This is a genomic window from Halalkalibaculum sp. DA384 (genome assembly GCF_043951955.1).
Taxonomy (GTDB): Bacteria; Bacteroidota; Rhodothermia; order Balneolales; family Balneolaceae; genus JAMQKA01.
Genome location: NZ_JBINJE010000052.1, coordinates 1 through 14706, shown reverse-complemented (window position 1 = coordinate 14706; position 14706 = coordinate 1). Strand labels below are relative to the sequence as shown.

Sequence of the window (14706 nt, the reverse complement as noted above, 5' to 3'; positions counted from 1 at the left end):
GAGACCGGCTACCGCTGGATCTGAATCGCAACCCCTGATGGGGCTAGCCCCATCAGGGGTTCAATATAACAGGACAGAGTTTAGTTTACACTACCGTTTTCGCTCTACCATGTCCACTCAGTTTCGTCCCATTTACTTGGCAGCTCAACTTCTTCTTTATCAATCAACTGATCGTCGTCTTCTTTGGCCATTTTTTTAAAGGCATTATCCCAGCCCTTACGGGTTTGCTCGGCAGAACGCAAGATGATTTGATTGTCTTTAAGAATCATTTCTATCTCTTCAGAAAGCCCAATTTCCTCGATAACGGGCTTTGGAATACGAACTCCCTGAGAATTTCCTATGCGAATAAGCTTTGTTTTCATAGTACTAAGGTTTAATAAATTGCACTAATAATGTAATTACAATATAAGTACTAGGCAACGATTGGGAAAAGATTTTAGTGTGCAACCTAACGACATTGCGTATAAGCTGCACACGAATGATGTTGGATTTTTTAAATAACGAACGATGAGTTAAAAAGCCAGAAAGTTGGCAAGGCGTGTCCGCTTAATGCGCGGGTTAGTTTACATACTTTTTGGAGGCAAATATTTGGCAACCATTTGTGACCTATTTATCAATGTTTATTTTTGGTCGTTCACAAGTTGGGCCAGCCTCAATTTCACTTTGAGTAAGCTGTAAGTTTTGACTCAAATTTATTGGATAACACTGTGTCCCTAGACCGAACTCAACTGTATATTTTCCTGCAAGTAAGCTAGTGTTTAACATTCCTATTGCTTTTTGGACAGGATGTCCTTTATTATCTCCGATCCAAATTTCTACATCGGAAGAACTCCCATGTATCTTGAGCTGATAATACTGTTGGTTTTCTTTATAAGTTGTCACAATTTTCAAATTTATAGTTGGTACACCTAACGACATTGCGTTTAAGCTGCATGCGTATGAATATTGACTTAGCAACTAACGAAAGACGAGACTCAAAACCAAGAGGGGCAAAGAATTGGGGAGGCCTGTCCGCTTAATGCGCGGATTATGCCGCCGGCTCATTATTCAACCAAGAATACATTGGTGGTAGCAAACTTGTCTGGAATTTTTTTCTTATCAGAATTTAATACAGAATACCTATATCTGTACTCTCCTGATCCTGAGTTAATGGAAAAGCGTATTGTGTCACGGTACGTATCATTATTCTTGATTGGTATGTCAACACTTCCTGCAATGGGATCACAACCTACACCATTTACTACTTCCCATTCTCCTTCACTATTTTTTTCTAAAACCCAAGAGCAATTTTCTAAGTACACCGTTTGCTTGCTAGTGTTGTTGAAAGTGATCACCTTTGGCTCGTTTGGGCTGTATTGTTGTTTTTCCGTGGTTATGGACAAACCTTCAAACTCACTTCCTCCTATTCCTAACACATTGCAACCAATTAGTGCAATCGAAGCAAAAACTAAAATCATTGAATTCCTCATTATAACCTCTGATTTATAGTTATTACACTTCTGGGAAAGTGAGTAACTATTCGAAGGACAGTCTTAAAGCGGTATAACGACCTTACGCATAAGGGGCGCACGAAACAATGTTGAGTTGTTAAATAATGAACGGAAAGCTAAAAAGCCAAAAGTGGGCACCTGATGGCGAGGCGCGTCTCCTTGAAGCGCTTGTTAGGGAACAGCCCGATCACCTATATTTCTAGCAACGAGATTTCTTGTACGTTTTTAAAATCCTTTTCATTGAATGTTGCCACTTGATGTATGCCTGCAGCCAATCCGATACTTATAATTTCAAAATCATGAACTTTTAATCCGCTTGGCTGGTAGCGGTTCATTAATTCCAGAAATATTGCCAAAGAATCTTGACTCGGATACAACACATCAATACCTCTAATAATATCGTCATGGATTTCCAGCGCTAATTCTGTTTTCAGGTCATATCCTGAACTGCGGGTGACGACGGCTAAAAATTCAAGAAGATTTTTAGAAGTGGTTACAAGCTGATGGTCAGAGCCGTCGAGAATATTTCTGGCCTGATGAAAGAATCTTGAATCTTGGTCAATGCCGTAAACCAGAATATTCGTATCAATGAGTACTTTACTCATATGCGATAGAACGGATATTTTTGGTATCTAATTTTCCGTTGAGCTTTAAAGACCGAATGGTAGGTTTAGGCTTTTTATCTTTGCTAAGAGAAGACAAATAAAGATATACCTTTTCTAATTCGACTTCAGAAAGTCGATCAATTTCTTTTTTAACTTTTTCTTTGGTAATCATCCTATATAAGAAACTTAATTATAGCTGCATATAATCTACTTAACCTATAGCAATTATCATAACGAACTAAGGACCTCGGCTGTTGCCTAACGACCTTGCGCATAAGGTGCACACGAATGACTGTTAACTTGATAAATAATGAACGAGAAACTAAAAAGCCAGAAAGTGGCAATAGAGGGCGAGGTGCGTCCGCTTAATACGCGGGTTAGCCATAAATTTTTGATATTGTTTTGGTATTGTATATAATACCAAAACATGATTAGCGTTGTTATTGACACCAATGTACTAATTTCGGCTCTTCGCTCGAACCGAGGAGCCTCATTTAAACTTATCAGTTTAATAGGAACCGGAAAGTTTGATATCAGTTTTTCCGTACCATTGCTGATTGAGTATGAAGCGGTAAGTAAAAGGAAAAAATTTGAACATCTGATCGACAGAGATATTGATGATTTGTTAAACTACCTGTGTAAAGTAGCGGACAAGCGAGACATCTTTTTTCTTTGGCGACCTTTTTTGAAAGATCCCAAAGATGACATGATCTTGGAATTGGCTGTCGAAGCTGGTTGTGAATATATCATTACCTACAACCTAGATGACTTTAAAGGTATTGAGCAATTTGGCCTGGAAGCAATAACACCTAAGCAATTTTTAATTAAAATCGATGAATTATGAGCACGTTAAGCGTACGACTGCCTGACTCGATGCACGAGAAAATACGTGAGCTGGCCAAAAAAGAAGGCATATCTATGAATCAGCTAATTAATTCTGCTGTTTCGGAAAAACTGTCTGCTTTAATGACGGTGGAATACCTAAAAGAAAGAGGGGAATTAGGTTCACGAGAAAAATTTGAGCACGTATTATCAAAAGTTCCAGACGAAGAGCCTGATGAAAGAGACAAACTGTAACTTGTGGTGCTAACGACATTGCGCTTAAGGTGCAGGTGCCAAGATGTTGACATTGTCTGTAAAAGAAAGGGTAACTATAAAAACGAAAGACTGGCAAGTGAGGGCGAGGCCTGTCACCTTTGATGCGCTGGTTAGGTACATTTTACCGTGATTTAAGAATATCCAGATGAAGCAACTGTTCAGTTCGCATCACATGAATAATATAAATTGTATTATTGTCAATGCGGTAGAAAATGCGACAGGGAGAAAGACCCAACTGTCGATAAACAGACTGGTCTAATTCAGGAACAGCTTTTCCCATTTTAGGATGCTGGCTGAGATTTTCAACTCGCTGAAAGCATTGACGAACTAGTTTCTTAGCAGCATCTGGATTATCGAGTGAAATATAATCTGCAATTTGATCTAAATCTTGAAGGGCAGGCTCAGTCCAAACTATTTGAGCCATCGTTGCATGCGTTTTTTAGCATCTTCATGCGAAACAACGCGATCTTCTAAAATCGCCTTTTCTCCTCGTGCTAAGCCTTCAAGCAATTTCAGTTTCTTTTGGAGTTGCTCAAATTGCTCAACATCAATGAGATAAGCAGATGGCTTTCCATGCTCAGTTATTAGCACTGGTTCTTTTTCTTCCCGGAGTTCGGCAAGGAGTTTAGTAGCCTGGCGTTTTAAAGTGGTAACAAGTTCTGTTTTCATAGTGATACTAAAGTAGTACTTTTTCCAAAAGGAAGCAATTTTCGGAAATGTACCTAACGCCCCACCGCATAACCGGCAGGCACCAACATATTGAATTTGGTTACAAATGAAAGGTTAGCCATAAAACTTAAAACGAGCAAGGCATGGCTAGGCCTGTCCGCCGATAATGCGGTTGTTATAGTGCGCTCCTAACTTTGATTATTGATGATATCTTTAATCTTTGATTTCAGATCTGGAAGATCTCGTTGAGTAACGACCCAAATCATGCTCAAGGTAACTCCAAAATATTCGTGAATAATAATATCCCTCATACCTGCAATTTTCCGCCAGGGCACCTCATAATATTCATCACGAATGTCATCTGAAATGTGTTTGACTGCCTCTCCAATTATTTCTAATCGTCGAAGGACAGCGTCTTGCTTTTCGGAGTTTTGATAAAATTCATTTTCGTTGACATCATCAAGATATTCTTCAATCTGCTGGATACTCTCTAAAATATCTTGAAGGTAAACATCCGGTTTGCGTTTGCTCATATAACCGGCACTTCTTCTTTAAGAATATCTTCTTTAAGGGCAGGTTTTAGGGAATCATACTCAACGAGATCTACTTTCATATCAAGCTCGTCTTCTAACTCTTGTTGAATACCAATGAAATCCAACAGGCTGATTTTTTGATCAATTTTTACCAGTAAATCTACATCGTTTGTCTCTGTTTCACCACGAGCTGTAGATCCAAAAACCCCAGCTTTTTGTATGCCATATTTTTCCAATATGGGTCGGACTTTCTTTTTAATCTCTTCTAAATTTGCCATGCTAACAAGAGTTAATTAGTTAATTCAATAATAATATAAGAAAGTGATTGGGAAAGAGATAAGAAAATTAAGGCTACTAAAAGAGAGCACTATAACGACATTGCGCTTAAGGTGTAGGCTAACGGAGTGTTGAAATTGCAACAAAATGAAAGGTTAACCAATTAACGGGAGCGTGGCAAGTGAGGGCGAGGCACGTCCGTTTATGCGCGGGTTATGCCGCTTTTTATGTTACAAACTCCTTTGGACTAATAGCAATGTCGGGAAATTCACGAACGATTTTTTTATCAAATGTGACCAGCGTTATATTTAAATCATCTGCCAGTGCCACAAATTCACAATCGTAGGCTGAACAAGATGAATCTGAAACAAGACTCATAACTTGTGTTGAGTTTACTTCGAATTCGTTGGCATCCATCAATTGTTCGGCTTCTTCTGTGGCCTGAAAAACAACCGATAATTCTAAAATTTCCTTTCGCAGGTATATCGATAGGACATTTCTGAATTCGGATCGCCAGAGAAGAGGGGCAACCCAATCGTCATCTTTCTTAAGCACTTTGTAAACCCACTCGTCCATATCGTTTGGGACCCACATGCTCGCAATTACATTCGTATCGACAACAATCATGGGCGTCCCTGGTCAATTGCCCCTTGAATTTCATCCATAGAAAGACTGCCTTTTGCTTTCTGTTTAAGTTTTTTAGCACGGGTAATTACTTGATCAGGATCTCGTCGGTTGCTTTGGACTAATTTTTTTAAATAGACGATCACTTCACTGTTGATACTTCGATGATGTAGGTCTGCCTGTTTCTTTATTTTGGCATAGACTTCGTCGGGTATATCCCGAATTGTGATATTTGTTGGCATAGCACTTGAATTTAATTTGGTTTCAAAGTAAAACTACGCAGAAGGGGTGATTATTGCAAGAAAAGCGGTATAACGACATTGCGCATAACGGGCGCGCGAAGTAGTGTTAATTCAATTTTCAGTTTACCATTTGTCGCCAGTAAAATTAAAACGGGCAGGTCCTGGCGAGGCGCGTCCCGTTGAAGCGCCTTGTATAGGTGGCTGGTTACTTATCACTTATTTCAACGACTGTCTCTCCACGTTCAAGCAGTTCTTTGGCTTTGGGTAATGTTTTAGAAAGAATTTCTCTCATTTTGGCGTTAGATGTATTCCCACAGGTTACCCAAATAATTTGTGGAGGTGGGCCATGCTCGGCAACTAAGTCCGTAAAGTCGTCATCTTTGCTCATTACCACGACGTCCTGTTTCCGGGCCTCCTCAAAGATTTCTTAATCCAAGGCATCTCTTAAACCCACGGCACGAACAGAATCAGCTTCAATATCTTGATAGGTACGATTAATCCAGGCAGCAATGGCGGGAGAAAGTTGTGCATCTATCCATATTTTCATGCTGCAATAACAGGATGATTGATTTTGCTGCTGGCATATTTCAGAGCTGCTTGGATGTCTTCTTTTTCCAGATCAGGTAACTCTTCCAACACTTGATCTTGGGTCAGGCCAGAAGCGAGCAAATCGAGTACATCAATGACACGTATTCTCATGCCACGAATGCAAGGACGACCACCGCATTGGTCAGGATTTACTGTAATACGTTTTTTCCAATTGCTCATGGCTATGTAGAATTAATTAAAGATTACAAAATTAAACATACAGAAATAGCGTGAAATATCATAGGCACAGGTAGCTAATTGGAAGCCACCTAACGACCTTGCGCTTAAAGGGCACGCGAATGAATGTTGAATTAGCAACTAACGAAAGAAGAGCCTTAAAACAAAGAGGGGCAAAGAATTGGCGAGGCGTGTCCGCGTTAATGCGCTGGTTATACAGCCAGCGTAATGATGAAATAGGTAAAAATATTTGAGCGACTAATAATCTTCGACCTTATCTAACAGTTCTGGAACCCGGTTTACGGCAAAATCCCACATAGCAGCTTCGTCAATAATGTCATAACCATGAGCAATGATATTTCTAAAGTCGATTATTTTACGATATTCAGGAATTTTCTCAGCAAGCGTATCTTCTTCAATTCTAGATAAACGGTGTAGTGCTTCTCCGATAATTTCAAACTCTCTTTCGATAGCAAGTTGAAGCATCCGGTCTTCCTGAAAGTCTTCAAAACTTTTGCCGTCGATAAAATCTAAGATTTCCTGACAGGAAAGACTGATGTCAAGAAGTAGCTTTCTTGTTTTATGCGGCATAAAGTAGCTCTTTGGAGCGTTCTACTTCTTGCTGAAAAATTGAGTTCCTGAATTTTTTAAGATGATATAGATCGACAGAACGACCGTAGATTTGCTCAAGCTCTTGCTTGAAATCGATGAATTGATCAAACGCTCCTTCAAATCCTTGCCGATCAAATTTGACGATGAAATCAAGGTCACTATCTTCAGAAAAATTATCAGTAGTGGCTGATCCAAAGAGGTATAGCTTTTTCACATTATACTGCTCGCAAAGCTGTTGGAGCTGTTCGGTTTTAAGATCTACTTTTGTTGCCATAATGATTGATTAATTATTTCCTACAACAAACTTAACTAAAACTGACGCATTTTTCTATTGATCAAAAAATTGAATTAAAGCATTGGCTGTATAACGGGATGGCGCTTAACGGGCGCACGAATTAGCGTTAATACAATTTCCAGCTTACGAGTTGTCGCCAGTAAAATTAAAGCGAGCCGCCGGGGGCGAGGTGCGTCCCGTTGAAGCGCCTTGTTAGGTAGGCGCAGATTATTCTGGCAAATGAGTATTATCAAAATTTTTACTCGAATGGAATACAGTCAAAATTCGGACAAGTTCCTTATTATGGGAGTAATAGACAATCCGGTAATTCTTGTAGATTAATTCGCGAATGTTGGGATCGTCAACTTCTGGAACTTTCCTACCGCTTAAAGGAAAGTGTCTTAGCTGATCAACTCGATAATATATTTTTTCGACAAATAATTTTGCTACTGACTTGGAGTCATGACTAATGTGTTCAAAAATTGCATGTAGGTCTTCAACAGCTTGAGGAGTCCAATGCAGTGTTACCATTGATCAATTTTGTTCAGTACCTCTTCATGTTCTACTACATCACCTTGCTTCGACTGTTTTAGACCGACTTCAATTTTGTGGATAAAATAAATACGCTCCATAATTTCATCTAGAGTAGCATTTTGAGGCAGTTTTTCGATGCTATCCATCACTTTTTGCTTTAATGTTGCTTCAGCCATAATAATTAGATTATTAGTTTAACAGGTGGCTTATATTATAACGGTAGTAAAAAGTAAGAAGTATTCCAATTTCTGAATAGCATTTTGCGCCACCTTACGACATTGCGCATAAGGTGCGCACGAAATAATGTTGAGTTGATAAATAATGATTGGAAAGCTAAAAAGCCAAAAGTGGGCAAGACCTGGCGAGGTGCGTCCCCTTAATGCGCGGGTTAGGTATTTTCTTCTTGAATCCATTCTAAAAACCAATTTGCTAGATCGGTGGCAACAAAAAATTCCATTGCTCCCATATTAATTCTGCCAATTCCTTCATCATGCAATAAACCTCTTGAAACTAATTCTGAACAAACCATTCTGATAGTATAAATTGATTGATCTGAAAATAGTTCAGGTAAATATAAAGGTTGAACTGGACCTGAATTTTCATAGAATGAATCTGATTCTAGAATATCGTCCTCAATTGAAATTACCCTCAAGTCTTCAAAGGGTTCATCACACTTTGGCGCATTAAATGCAGTAATAAGAATTTTTATATGTATATCATCTAATTGGTTTAAAAGACGAGTAGCTGTTTCCGCTTCCTCCCAGTCACCATTATCTAAAATTTTGTTTTTAACAATTTCAGCAAATTGTCCCCTTTTTTCATTAGATCTAGTTCTTTGAGCTCCTTCAAAGATTGATAACATAAAATCATAAAACTCTTCATCTGGCTCGATCCGTTTTTCTAACTCAACTCTCTTTAACCTTTGATTCAGATCTTCGAGGAAGTCTAGAATACGCTCTTGATGAATTTTAGCAGCTAATAATGTATCTAAAGGTCCCCCAACGTAGGGTATAAGCTGTACAGCAGCTCTTAAAGTCGTAGTTTCTTCGTACTTTTTAAGAGCTTTATTCAATGTATTGTCTAAATCAGTCTCACTCATAATGAAAATACCTAACGACATTGCGCATAAGCTGCACGCGAATGAATGTTGATTTATTAAATAATGAACGGAAAGCTAAAAAGCCAAAAAGTGGCAAGATCTGGCGAGGCGTGTCCGCTTAATGCGCGGGTTATAGGGCGCCATAGTTTTTGTTATATTTCTTTTGTAAAGCGACATTTTGGGTAGTTTTCACATCCTAAAAATTTCGTACCAGCATTAGGACCTTTTTTCGCTGTTCTCTCAACTAGCTTTGAACCACATTTCGGGCAAACTGTTGTAGAATCATGCCTTTCACGCAATGATTGCACATGGTCTCTAGTGGTGAGTGAAGACTCAGAAACATAGTATTCAATTTCTTCGACTATTCGATCTACTTCTTCAGGCGGAAGAACTCGATCCTTAAACTGCTTAATATATTTTCCTAGCCGGGATCTTATAACGTTATCTGGCAACTCTGTTTTAAATTTACAATTCCCAACAAAATAAATAATTGTATGTATGTTTGACTCATTGATCCCTGAAAATTCAGAAAGAATCTTTTTTTGTCTAAAGGTTTGCCTTGTCGGGTTCTGAAATGAATAGTTATTTCCATAAAGTGACTGTGTCCAATTTTTTTGACTCTTAGACCCAAAAATCCAACCTTTCTTATTCTTTGTTTCTACTATGAAAAGGCCATATGGCGATACAAGAAGATGGTCAATTTGAGTCGTACCATTTCCTGATGGAATGATGACATTATGAAATTTTCGGTAGATTTTCGAATTGAGTGATAGCCACAGATAGAAAGTAGTCTTTTTTTCGCCTATCCACCCTCTAAATAGACTCACTATCTTTTTACGCATTCTTGGAATCAGCCAAACAAATCCTATTATCGCTAATATTATCAATAAAGCTATGGCTGAATCTTCCATTGAAATATTTTTAAACTAATGCTCATGGGATAGCCAGGACAAAAAAGCCCTATAACGACCTTGCGCTTAAGCTGCCGGCGCCGAGGCGTTGAAATTGTTGGTGAAAGAAAGAGTAACCAAAAAGCTGGAAACCAGCAAGGTCAGTCTGAGGCCGGTCCGCTTGAAGCGCCGGTTAGGCTGAAGCCCGAAACCAGTGCTACCGAACCCTGAGTAGCCCAACAGAAGCACGGCTGGGGAAGAAGTTGGAAGCGGCGCCAGCGCCAACCCGGAAGATGGGAGCGGGCAGGCACGAGCACCAGGGAAAAGTGTTGAAAAAAGCAGGAATACGAAACTTACCACGAGGGCAGGGATGCGATTGTCGGAGAAGCACTGGTGCAGCCTCGCAGGCCGGAAAAGCTGCTCGTTAAAAGAAGCAACTGGCTGTAACTCTTGCAGCCACCCGGACAGAAGCAACCGTTAAAACGAGCGACGAGCCGGATGCCATTTTTCGGCCAAAACGAAGCAACAAATGCTGCTGCAAAACCACGGCAAAACGCGAAGGCCTTAGCCGCGCAGCCTAACGACCTTGCGCATAAGCTGCACGCGAATGAATGTTGAATTAGCAACTAACGAAAGACGAGGCTTAAAACCAAGAGGGGCAAAGAATTGGCGAGGCGTGTCCGCTTAATGCGCTGGTTAGCACGCTGACCAACTATTTAAAGATCGAGCTCTTCTGGATTTCTTCGACTATCCCAGAGATGCAAAACTCTGATATGATCTTCATTGTTAAGGTAGAAAATCTGATAATGATCTTTCACAAAAACCCGTTCTTCTCGATTTTTTACTTGACGACCTAGGAATGGGAATTCTGAGAGCAATCCCACAGATTCTTTAAACATTTCATCAAGTTTTCGGGAATATTTTTTTGTACCAAGTCTTTTATACCAATAATCCAAAATTTGAATACGATCAGCTACTGCCTGAGGTGCCCAAATTATTCGTTTAGCCATTTAGCTACCATTTGATCAGCTTGCCCATTTGTTAAATAGTCTCCCTGATCAATACTCTTTTTGGCTTGATCTATTCTTTTCTTTTGATGAGAGGAAAGTTCAACCTCTTTTTCAGGTTGATACTTGTGGTCTAAAATTTGTTTTACTGTCTGGAGAAAAGACTCATCATCTATATTTTCGATGCTTTCGTGAAGTAAGCTTTTCAATTCTTTTGTCCTAGAACTCATAGCAGTAATATTTTGGATTCAAGCAATTACTCAATTATAACGAAGAAAAGGCAAAATATTTATACAAAGTTCTAAATTCTTGATGATTGAAAGAAGCGTGCTAACGACATTGCGCTTAACGGGCGCGCGAATTAGCTTTGATTCCATTTCCAGTTTACTAGTTGTCGCTAGTAAAGTCAAAACGGGCAGGCAGGGGCGAGGCGCGTCCCGTTGAAGCGCCTTGTTAGGTGTTTGCAGTATATTGCCAAGGATTGATCAATTCTACACCTGAAGCTTTCATGTCTTTTGTATTTCTGGTTACTACAGCAAAATCATGAACCAAAGCCGTCGCTGCAATTAACGCATCGATAGCTGGAAGCGGCGTTCCCACTTTTTCTGCCTTGGCTAAGACTTTTCCCCATTGGTTTACTTCAGTTAAGCTAACGTCTAATGCTCGGTTCTCAAATCGATGTAGCAAATCTTCGTTTATCCAGTGGTTAAGTCTACGTTTTCTTTTGGAAGAAGGTAACTTTTCAATTCCTTTTCTCAATTCTCCAAAGGTAATAACACTTAGATAGAGATCAAGTTCATTATGAGCTGAGAACCATTGAATGACGTTTTCATCAGGGTTTGGTTTTGTTAGTTCAGAAATACAACATGTATCAATTAAATAGCTCATAAAGAAATATCTCGGGCAGGGGATTTATCACGCTCAAGATCTAATTCAACAGAGGCAAGGGGAGACTGTTGAAAGAAATCTATTAGGCTCGTTTTAGGTTGTTCAATTTTTTTATAGTCCTCCACTGAAAGTATAACCACACTGTCTTTTCCATGTTTCGTTACAGTTTGGGGACCTTCTTCTGTCGCTTTCCGAACGACTTCACTGAATTTATTTTTTGCTTCCTGGAGTTGCCATTTTGAAAGTTTCATAGTTACCTCCTTTATTTTATGTCTAGTCTGTCTAGAAAATACATAATATTAACTAAAATGAGAAGAGATTATTTTGCAAAAGAGGAGGTTTGGCAAACACCTAACGACATTGCGCATAAGCTGCACGCGAATGAATGTTGATTTATTAAATAATGAACGATGGGCTAAAAAGCCAGAAGTTGGCAAGCCCTGGCGAGGCGTGTCCGCTTAATGCGCTGGTTAGGCCTAATTTGTACCTTTGTTTGTATTAATCTGAGTAATAAACTGTTGGATTTTTTGCTCTTTATTTGAGTACAATTTAGTTAAGCTAAAATGTAAAACCTCAAACGCTTTTAGGATATTTTCTCGATCCAAGTCATCAGAATGGCTTCCTTCATTTCCAATATGTTTCAGTGCCATTAACTGGTTAGAAATTTCAGGCTCCTTCTTTCCAAATTTTCTTATCCTATCATGAAGATTCATATCCTTGATTCCCTGTTCATCCATAATAAGTTCTAATGACTTTCTTATTTGATTTCCAGAAGTAGGAATGTCATGCCAATAACTTGAAAAAGATTTTTTGACTTGGTTTGAAATATTTTCAGGACAATTATTTGGAAGCTTGAAGAATAGTATTTCAGGTTGAAAAAATTTGGGGTATAATACATTAACATAGTGTTCGTGCGGTCTCCCTTCTCTATCTCTTACCTTTTCACGATGTACTTGAGTAATTCCAGTTACACCAATTTTATCTCCACATTTCGAATTATTACAAACTAAAAACCCTCCAAACCTTTGGTCCATAAATTCAAATGGGAGGTATGGATAATTTTTCTCGTTTTCTTTTGATTTTTCGGTTTCGATAATTTTTAAAAATCCTTCTCTCGATTCTAAAAAACCATTAAAACAGGTCGGGCATTTCCAGGATGTTGTTTTTTCATCCTTAACAAAAAAATCCTTCCATTCTGATGAATCAAATAACATTGGTTTAATTTTTTAATTAGGCCTAACGACATTGCGCTTAACGGGCGCGCGGATCAGTGTTGATTCCATTTTCAGTTTACTATTTGGCATCCAGAAATCAAAACAAGCGAGGAAAGGCGAGGCGCGTCCCGTTGAAGCGCTGGTTATACCTACGATGATTTTTTAACTGTTTTCCATTTTTTCTGATTTCCCTGATGAGGATCATCGATATTAAATTGTCGATCAGCAAACTTCCAACACAAATCATGGGAAAGCGGATTATCTGCAAAAAAGTTATGGAACAAATCCAGTTTAGTTTCTCTTGGTTTTGTTTCTTTTAGATGGGCAATTGCACTAATATAAGTTCCAGTATCCGCATTTGTTCTTCTCCCACCACCAAATTTTATTGCTCTAATAATAGGTTCTAAATTGGGTCTATTTGGCACCGCGATTTCAACAGTATCGTTGCCGTACATTGCAAATCGAAAATCGTCAGGAAATAGGTAACCAAAAGGCGATCTGTCATCATGAATCACGATAATTCCAGGAAACTTATCTTTAGTTTTAGTCTTTAATTGTTTGGCCTTGATCTTGATCTTTCTTTTCAGGCGTTTCTCTGTATTTGGGAAATGACCAATTGTTTTGTCTCCCTTTTCCTCAAGCATCTTTTTCTCTTCATCATTCTTCTTGAGAGAAGTTACTTCAGCTATAACTTTTTGGTTATCGATGTAAAAATAGTAATCAGGAGTCTGATTCTCTTCTTTGTCCTCAGTTGGAATCTTATGACAGGATATACCTCTAGACTTACAATGTTTTGTAAAAAGTGTTTCAGATTTGGTAGCCATTTCTGATGAATTTAGGTAAGTAGGTATAACGGCCCTGCGTTTAACCGGCAGGCACCGGAGTTTTAAAATTATTTCTGAATGAAAGGTTAGCTAAAAAACGCAACCCGGTGCGAGGCCTGTCCGGTTGAAACGCTTGTTAGGGCCAACTGCCTACTTAATTTTACTAAATTGTCCCGTTTCGTAATTTTTGATAACGGGTTCTACTTTTTTGACCAAGGGCAGAAGATCTTCATAAATATTTGTAGATGCTATCAATAGCACTACATGTATTTCAGAATTCGAAATCGGTTGCTGAAAACTTAAGTTTCGATCACTGGTTATAAAAACATCAAAATCCTGTTCTGCCTTAGATAGTAAAGTTCCATCTTTCATTCCAGCCCATCCCACTTCTGGAACAGTATGCACAACAAAGTCACGATCCAATTCTTCAATTCTATATTTCAATTTTTTAGGAAGGCATTCGTCCAATAAGATCTTGATCATTGAGGTTGCAGAAGCTGATTTTTGAATGATTCAAGAACCTCAATGGCTTGCTGACGGGAAACAGTCGGATAATCTTCTAAAAATTCGTGAATGGAATGATCAGCTTCTAAATATTCAAAGAAGGTCTTGACAGGCACACGAGTCCCTTTGAAGACTGGGGTCCCCCCCAGAATATCCTTTCGTTGTTCTATGAGTTTTTTAGAAGGACTCATACACGTTATATATGTTGTTTAGTTAATTACTAACCAAGATAACTAACGAATGGGTGAGTTAGAAATTTCTTGGCAAATTTGCAGTTGCCCTAACGACATTGCGCATAAGCTGCACGCGAATGAATGTTGAACTAGCAACTAACGAAAGACGAGACTCAAAACCAAGAGAGGCAGAGAATTGGCGAGGCGTGTCCGCTTAATGCGCGGGTTAGAGTTCTTGCTCTGAGATCAGTTTTAAAAACTTGTTACCTAATTCAGATGTTAAAGGTTGTTCTGGAGAGTGTAAATCTAACTCTGTCTAAGTTTAGTAATTCAAATCTCACTAACTTAGACAATTATGACACAAGAAGAATTAAATAACCTGCAA

The 14706-nt window shown here is 38.8% G+C and carries 29 protein-coding genes and 1 pseudogene; 3 read left to right on the top strand and 27 right to left on the bottom strand.

The window, feature by feature from the left end:
* Positions 1–104: 104 nt before the first annotated feature.
* The 5 genes from ACG2E4_RS17580 to ACG2E4_RS17560 form a co-directional block, all read right to left on the bottom strand.
* Positions 105–362 carry an AbrB/MazE/SpoVT family DNA-binding domain-containing protein gene (locus ACG2E4_RS17580; protein WP_395261965.1) on the bottom strand — a complete coding sequence of 86 codons (258 nt, stop codon included), beginning with the start codon at positions 360–362 and terminating at the stop codon, positions 105–107.
* 244 nt (positions 363–606) lie between these two features.
* The gene (locus ACG2E4_RS17575) at positions 607–918 is read right to left on the bottom strand and encodes a hypothetical protein (RefSeq protein WP_395261964.1); all 312 of its coding nucleotides are present in this window, start codon (positions 916–918) and stop codon (positions 607–609) included.
* A 125-nt stretch (positions 919–1043) separates the two neighbouring features.
* On the bottom strand, positions 1044–1457 hold the full coding sequence (locus ACG2E4_RS17570; protein WP_395261963.1) for an immunoglobulin-like domain-containing protein: 414 nt from the start codon (positions 1455–1457) through the stop codon (positions 1044–1046).
* A 224-nt stretch (positions 1458–1681) separates the two neighbouring features.
* Positions 1682–2095 (bottom strand): type II toxin-antitoxin system VapC family toxin, encoded by a 414-nt coding sequence (locus ACG2E4_RS17565; protein WP_395261962.1) that lies wholly within the window; start codon positions 2093–2095, stop codon positions 1682–1684.
* Positions 2088–2267, bottom strand: a complete 180-nt coding sequence (locus ACG2E4_RS17560; RefSeq protein WP_395261961.1) for a hypothetical protein — start codon at positions 2265–2267, stop codon at positions 2088–2090. The genes ACG2E4_RS17565 and ACG2E4_RS17560 overlap by 8 nt, the downstream gene beginning before the upstream one ends.
* Positions 2268–2522: 255 nt before the next feature.
* On the opposite strand from ACG2E4_RS17560, the gene ACG2E4_RS17555 reads away from it, so the two are divergent.
* Positions 2523–2939, top strand: coding sequence for a putative toxin-antitoxin system toxin component, PIN family (locus ACG2E4_RS17555; RefSeq protein WP_395277395.1), 417 nt, complete (start codon positions 2523–2525; stop codon positions 2937–2939).
* Complete coding sequence (locus tag ACG2E4_RS17550) at positions 2936–3172, top strand: toxin-antitoxin system HicB family antitoxin (protein WP_395261957.1); 237 nt, start codon at positions 2936–2938, stop codon at positions 3170–3172. The genes ACG2E4_RS17555 and ACG2E4_RS17550 overlap by 4 nt, the downstream gene beginning before the upstream one ends.
* 142 nt (positions 3173–3314) lie before the next feature.
* Here ACG2E4_RS17550 and ACG2E4_RS17545 read toward each other — a convergent pair whose 3' ends face one another.
* The 8 genes and pseudogenes from ACG2E4_RS17545 to ACG2E4_RS17510 all read right to left on the bottom strand — a co-directional run bounded on the left by ACG2E4_RS17545 (position 3315) and on the right by ACG2E4_RS17510 (position 6305).
* A complete protein-coding gene (locus ACG2E4_RS17545; protein ID WP_395277394.1) occupies positions 3315–3617 on the bottom strand; it encodes a type II toxin-antitoxin system RelE/ParE family toxin in 303 nt (100 codons plus the stop codon).
* Positions 3605–3862, bottom strand: coding sequence for a type II toxin-antitoxin system Phd/YefM family antitoxin (locus ACG2E4_RS17540; protein ID WP_395261955.1), 258 nt, complete (start codon positions 3860–3862; stop codon positions 3605–3607). The genes ACG2E4_RS17545 and ACG2E4_RS17540 overlap by 13 nt, the downstream gene beginning before the upstream one ends.
* Positions 3863–4050: 188 nt before the next feature.
* A complete protein-coding gene (locus tag ACG2E4_RS17535; protein WP_395277393.1) occupies positions 4051–4395 on the bottom strand; it encodes a DUF86 domain-containing protein in 345 nt (114 codons plus the stop codon).
* Complete coding sequence (locus ACG2E4_RS17530) at positions 4392–4673, bottom strand: nucleotidyltransferase family protein (protein ID WP_395261953.1); 282 nt, start codon at positions 4671–4673, stop codon at positions 4392–4394. Before ACG2E4_RS17530 ends, ACG2E4_RS17535 begins: the two co-directional genes overlap by 4 nt.
* A gap of 223 nt (positions 4674–4896) precedes the next feature.
* A complete protein-coding gene (locus ACG2E4_RS17525) occupies positions 4897–5298 on the bottom strand; it encodes a type II toxin-antitoxin system VapC family toxin (RefSeq protein ID WP_395261950.1) in 402 nt (133 codons plus the stop codon).
* The gene (locus ACG2E4_RS17520; protein ID WP_395261949.1) at positions 5295–5537 is read right to left on the bottom strand and encodes a FitA-like ribbon-helix-helix domain-containing protein; all 243 of its coding nucleotides are present in this window, start codon (positions 5535–5537) and stop codon (positions 5295–5297) included. The genes ACG2E4_RS17525 and ACG2E4_RS17520 overlap by 4 nt, the downstream gene beginning before the upstream one ends.
* A 205-nt stretch (positions 5538–5742) precedes the next feature.
* Positions 5743–6084: pseudogene (locus ACG2E4_RS17515) on the bottom strand (DUF5615 family PIN-like protein).
* Complete coding sequence (locus ACG2E4_RS17510; protein WP_395261947.1) at positions 6081–6305, bottom strand: DUF433 domain-containing protein; 225 nt, start codon at positions 6303–6305, stop codon at positions 6081–6083. The pseudogene ACG2E4_RS17515 and the gene ACG2E4_RS17510 overlap by 4 nt, the downstream one beginning before the upstream one ends.
* A gap of 119 nt (positions 6306–6424) precedes the next feature.
* Here ACG2E4_RS17510 and ACG2E4_RS17505 point away from each other — a divergent pair, with 119 nt between their 5' ends.
* Positions 6425–6556, top strand: a complete 132-nt coding sequence (locus ACG2E4_RS17505) for a hypothetical protein (protein WP_395277392.1) — start codon at positions 6425–6427, stop codon at positions 6554–6556.
* Between the two features lie 4 nt (positions 6557–6560).
* Here ACG2E4_RS17505 and ACG2E4_RS17500 read toward each other — a convergent pair whose 3' ends face one another.
* From ACG2E4_RS17500 to ACG2E4_RS17435, 14 genes are all read right to left on the bottom strand, one after another.
* Positions 6561–6893: a DUF86 domain-containing protein gene (locus ACG2E4_RS17500; protein ID WP_395261942.1), complete on the bottom strand. Its 333-nt coding sequence runs from the start codon at positions 6891–6893 to the stop codon at positions 6561–6563.
* The gene (locus tag ACG2E4_RS17495) at positions 6883–7188 is read right to left on the bottom strand and encodes a nucleotidyltransferase family protein (protein WP_395277391.1); all 306 of its coding nucleotides are present in this window, start codon (positions 7186–7188) and stop codon (positions 6883–6885) included. Before ACG2E4_RS17495 ends, ACG2E4_RS17500 begins: the two co-directional genes overlap by 11 nt.
* A gap of 228 nt (positions 7189–7416) precedes the next feature.
* Positions 7417–7719, bottom strand: coding sequence for a type II toxin-antitoxin system RelE/ParE family toxin (locus tag ACG2E4_RS17490; RefSeq protein ID WP_395257685.1), 303 nt, complete (start codon positions 7717–7719; stop codon positions 7417–7419).
* A complete protein-coding gene (locus ACG2E4_RS17485) occupies positions 7713–7898 on the bottom strand; it encodes a hypothetical protein (RefSeq protein ID WP_395277390.1) in 186 nt (61 codons plus the stop codon). Before ACG2E4_RS17485 ends, ACG2E4_RS17490 begins: the two co-directional genes overlap by 7 nt.
* Before the next feature lie 212 nt (positions 7899–8110).
* Complete coding sequence (locus tag ACG2E4_RS17480; protein ID WP_395277389.1) at positions 8111–8821, bottom strand: hypothetical protein; 711 nt, start codon at positions 8819–8821, stop codon at positions 8111–8113.
* A 152-nt stretch (positions 8822–8973) separates the two neighbouring features.
* Positions 8974–9732 carry an NERD domain-containing protein gene (locus ACG2E4_RS17475; protein ID WP_395277388.1) on the bottom strand — a complete coding sequence of 253 codons (759 nt, stop codon included), beginning with the start codon at positions 9730–9732 and terminating at the stop codon, positions 8974–8976.
* 695 nt (positions 9733–10427) lie between these two features.
* The gene (locus ACG2E4_RS17470; protein ID WP_395277387.1) at positions 10428–10721 is read right to left on the bottom strand and encodes a type II toxin-antitoxin system RelE/ParE family toxin; all 294 of its coding nucleotides are present in this window, start codon (positions 10719–10721) and stop codon (positions 10428–10430) included.
* Positions 10706–10948, bottom strand: a complete 243-nt coding sequence (locus ACG2E4_RS17465; protein WP_395277386.1) for a hypothetical protein — start codon at positions 10946–10948, stop codon at positions 10706–10708. Before ACG2E4_RS17465 ends, ACG2E4_RS17470 begins: the two co-directional genes overlap by 16 nt.
* A gap of 223 nt (positions 10949–11171) precedes the next feature.
* On the bottom strand, positions 11172–11606 hold the full coding sequence (locus tag ACG2E4_RS17460; protein WP_395277385.1) for a type II toxin-antitoxin system VapC family toxin: 435 nt from the start codon (positions 11604–11606) through the stop codon (positions 11172–11174).
* Positions 11603–11857: a type II toxin-antitoxin system Phd/YefM family antitoxin gene (locus ACG2E4_RS17455; protein WP_395277384.1), complete on the bottom strand. Its 255-nt coding sequence runs from the start codon at positions 11855–11857 to the stop codon at positions 11603–11605. The genes ACG2E4_RS17460 and ACG2E4_RS17455 overlap by 4 nt, the downstream gene beginning before the upstream one ends.
* A 225-nt stretch (positions 11858–12082) precedes the next feature.
* Entirely contained in the window at positions 12083–12820 is a 738-nt protein-coding gene (locus ACG2E4_RS17450) for a DUF4145 domain-containing protein (protein WP_395277383.1), read from the bottom strand.
* A gap of 149 nt (positions 12821–12969) precedes the next feature.
* A complete protein-coding gene (locus ACG2E4_RS17445; protein WP_395277382.1) occupies positions 12970–13644 on the bottom strand; it encodes a hypothetical protein in 675 nt (224 codons plus the stop codon).
* 150 nt (positions 13645–13794) lie between these two features.
* Positions 13795–14127, bottom strand: a complete 333-nt coding sequence (locus tag ACG2E4_RS17440) for a DUF5615 family PIN-like protein (RefSeq protein WP_395277381.1) — start codon at positions 14125–14127, stop codon at positions 13795–13797.
* A complete protein-coding gene (locus ACG2E4_RS17435; RefSeq protein WP_395277380.1) occupies positions 14124–14339 on the bottom strand; it encodes a DUF433 domain-containing protein in 216 nt (71 codons plus the stop codon). Before ACG2E4_RS17435 ends, ACG2E4_RS17440 begins: the two co-directional genes overlap by 4 nt.
* Between the last annotated feature and the right edge of the window lie 367 nt (positions 14340–14706).

What these genes read in the sequence shown, in the direction of transcription:
- ACG2E4_RS17460 (WP_395277385.1), bottom strand. Translation starts at nt 11,606, where the DNA reads ATGAGCTATTTAATTGATACATGTTGTATTTCTGAACTAACAAAACCA.
- ACG2E4_RS17500 (WP_395261942.1), bottom strand. Translation starts at nt 6,893, where the DNA reads ATGCCGCATAAAACAAGAAAGCTACTTCTTGACATCAGTCTTTCCTGT.
- ACG2E4_RS17475 (WP_395277388.1), bottom strand. Translation starts at nt 9,732, where the DNA reads ATGGAAGATTCAGCCATAGCTTTATTGATAATATTAGCGATAATAGGA.
- ACG2E4_RS17570 (WP_395261963.1), bottom strand. Translation starts at nt 1,457, where the DNA reads ATGATTTTAGTTTTTGCTTCGATTGCACTAATTGGTTGCAATGTGTTA.
- ACG2E4_RS17505 (WP_395277392.1), top strand. Translation starts at nt 6,425, where the DNA reads ATGAATGTTGAATTAGCAACTAACGAAAGAAGAGCCTTAAAACAAAGA.
- ACG2E4_RS17435 (WP_395277380.1), bottom strand. Translation starts at nt 14,339, where the DNA reads ATGAGTCCTTCTAAAAAACTCATAGAACAACGAAAGGATATTCTGGGG.
- ACG2E4_RS17525 (WP_395261950.1), bottom strand. Translation starts at nt 5,298, where the DNA reads ATGATTGTTGTCGATACGAATGTAATTGCGAGCATGTGGGTCCCAAAC.
- ACG2E4_RS17510 (WP_395261947.1), bottom strand. Translation starts at nt 6,305, where the DNA reads ATGAGCAATTGGAAAAAACGTATTACAGTAAATCCTGACCAATGCGGT.
- ACG2E4_RS17550 (WP_395261957.1), top strand. Translation starts at nt 2,936, where the DNA reads ATGAGCACGTTAAGCGTACGACTGCCTGACTCGATGCACGAGAAAATA.
- ACG2E4_RS17495 (WP_395277391.1), bottom strand. Translation starts at nt 7,188, where the DNA reads ATGGCAACAAAAGTAGATCTTAAAACCGAACAGCTCCAACAGCTTTGC.
- ACG2E4_RS17480 (WP_395277389.1), bottom strand. Translation starts at nt 8,821, where the DNA reads ATGAGTGAGACTGATTTAGACAATACATTGAATAAAGCTCTTAAAAAG.
- ACG2E4_RS17485 (WP_395277390.1), bottom strand. Translation starts at nt 7,898, where the DNA reads ATGGCTGAAGCAACATTAAAGCAAAAAGTGATGGATAGCATCGAAAAA.
- ACG2E4_RS17490 (WP_395257685.1), bottom strand. Translation starts at nt 7,719, where the DNA reads ATGGTAACACTGCATTGGACTCCTCAAGCTGTTGAAGACCTACATGCA.
- ACG2E4_RS17565 (WP_395261962.1), bottom strand. Translation starts at nt 2,095, where the DNA reads ATGAGTAAAGTACTCATTGATACGAATATTCTGGTTTACGGCATTGAC.
- ACG2E4_RS17575 (WP_395261964.1), bottom strand. Translation starts at nt 918, where the DNA reads ATGTCGTTAGGTGTACCAACTATAAATTTGAAAATTGTGACAACTTAT.
- ACG2E4_RS17465 (WP_395277386.1), bottom strand. Translation starts at nt 10,948, where the DNA reads ATGAGTTCTAGGACAAAAGAATTGAAAAGCTTACTTCACGAAAGCATC.
- ACG2E4_RS17520 (WP_395261949.1), bottom strand. Translation starts at nt 5,537, where the DNA reads ATGCCAACAAATATCACAATTCGGGATATACCCGACGAAGTCTATGCC.
- ACG2E4_RS17455 (WP_395277384.1), bottom strand. Translation starts at nt 11,857, where the DNA reads ATGAAACTTTCAAAATGGCAACTCCAGGAAGCAAAAAATAAATTCAGT.
- ACG2E4_RS17555 (WP_395277395.1), top strand. Translation starts at nt 2,523, where the DNA reads ATGATTAGCGTTGTTATTGACACCAATGTACTAATTTCGGCTCTTCGC.
- ACG2E4_RS17540 (WP_395261955.1), bottom strand. Translation starts at nt 3,862, where the DNA reads ATGAAAACAGAACTTGTTACCACTTTAAAACGCCAGGCTACTAAACTC.
- ACG2E4_RS17470 (WP_395277387.1), bottom strand. Translation starts at nt 10,721, where the DNA reads ATGGCTAAACGAATAATTTGGGCACCTCAGGCAGTAGCTGATCGTATT.
- ACG2E4_RS17535 (WP_395277393.1), bottom strand. Translation starts at nt 4,395, where the DNA reads ATGAGCAAACGCAAACCGGATGTTTACCTTCAAGATATTTTAGAGAGT.
- ACG2E4_RS17580 (WP_395261965.1), bottom strand. Translation starts at nt 362, where the DNA reads ATGAAAACAAAGCTTATTCGCATAGGAAATTCTCAGGGAGTTCGTATT.
- ACG2E4_RS17560 (WP_395261961.1), bottom strand. Translation starts at nt 2,267, where the DNA reads ATGATTACCAAAGAAAAAGTTAAAAAAGAAATTGATCGACTTTCTGAA.
- ACG2E4_RS17530 (WP_395261953.1), bottom strand. Translation starts at nt 4,673, where the DNA reads ATGGCAAATTTAGAAGAGATTAAAAAGAAAGTCCGACCCATATTGGAA.
- ACG2E4_RS17445 (WP_395277382.1), bottom strand. Translation starts at nt 13,644, where the DNA reads ATGGCTACCAAATCTGAAACACTTTTTACAAAACATTGTAAGTCTAGA.
- ACG2E4_RS17450 (WP_395277383.1), bottom strand. Translation starts at nt 12,820, where the DNA reads ATGTTATTTGATTCATCAGAATGGAAGGATTTTTTTGTTAAGGATGAA.
- ACG2E4_RS17440 (WP_395277381.1), bottom strand. Translation starts at nt 14,127, where the DNA reads ATGATCAAGATCTTATTGGACGAATGCCTTCCTAAAAAATTGAAATAT.
- ACG2E4_RS17545 (WP_395277394.1), bottom strand. Translation starts at nt 3,617, where the DNA reads ATGGCTCAAATAGTTTGGACTGAGCCTGCCCTTCAAGATTTAGATCAA.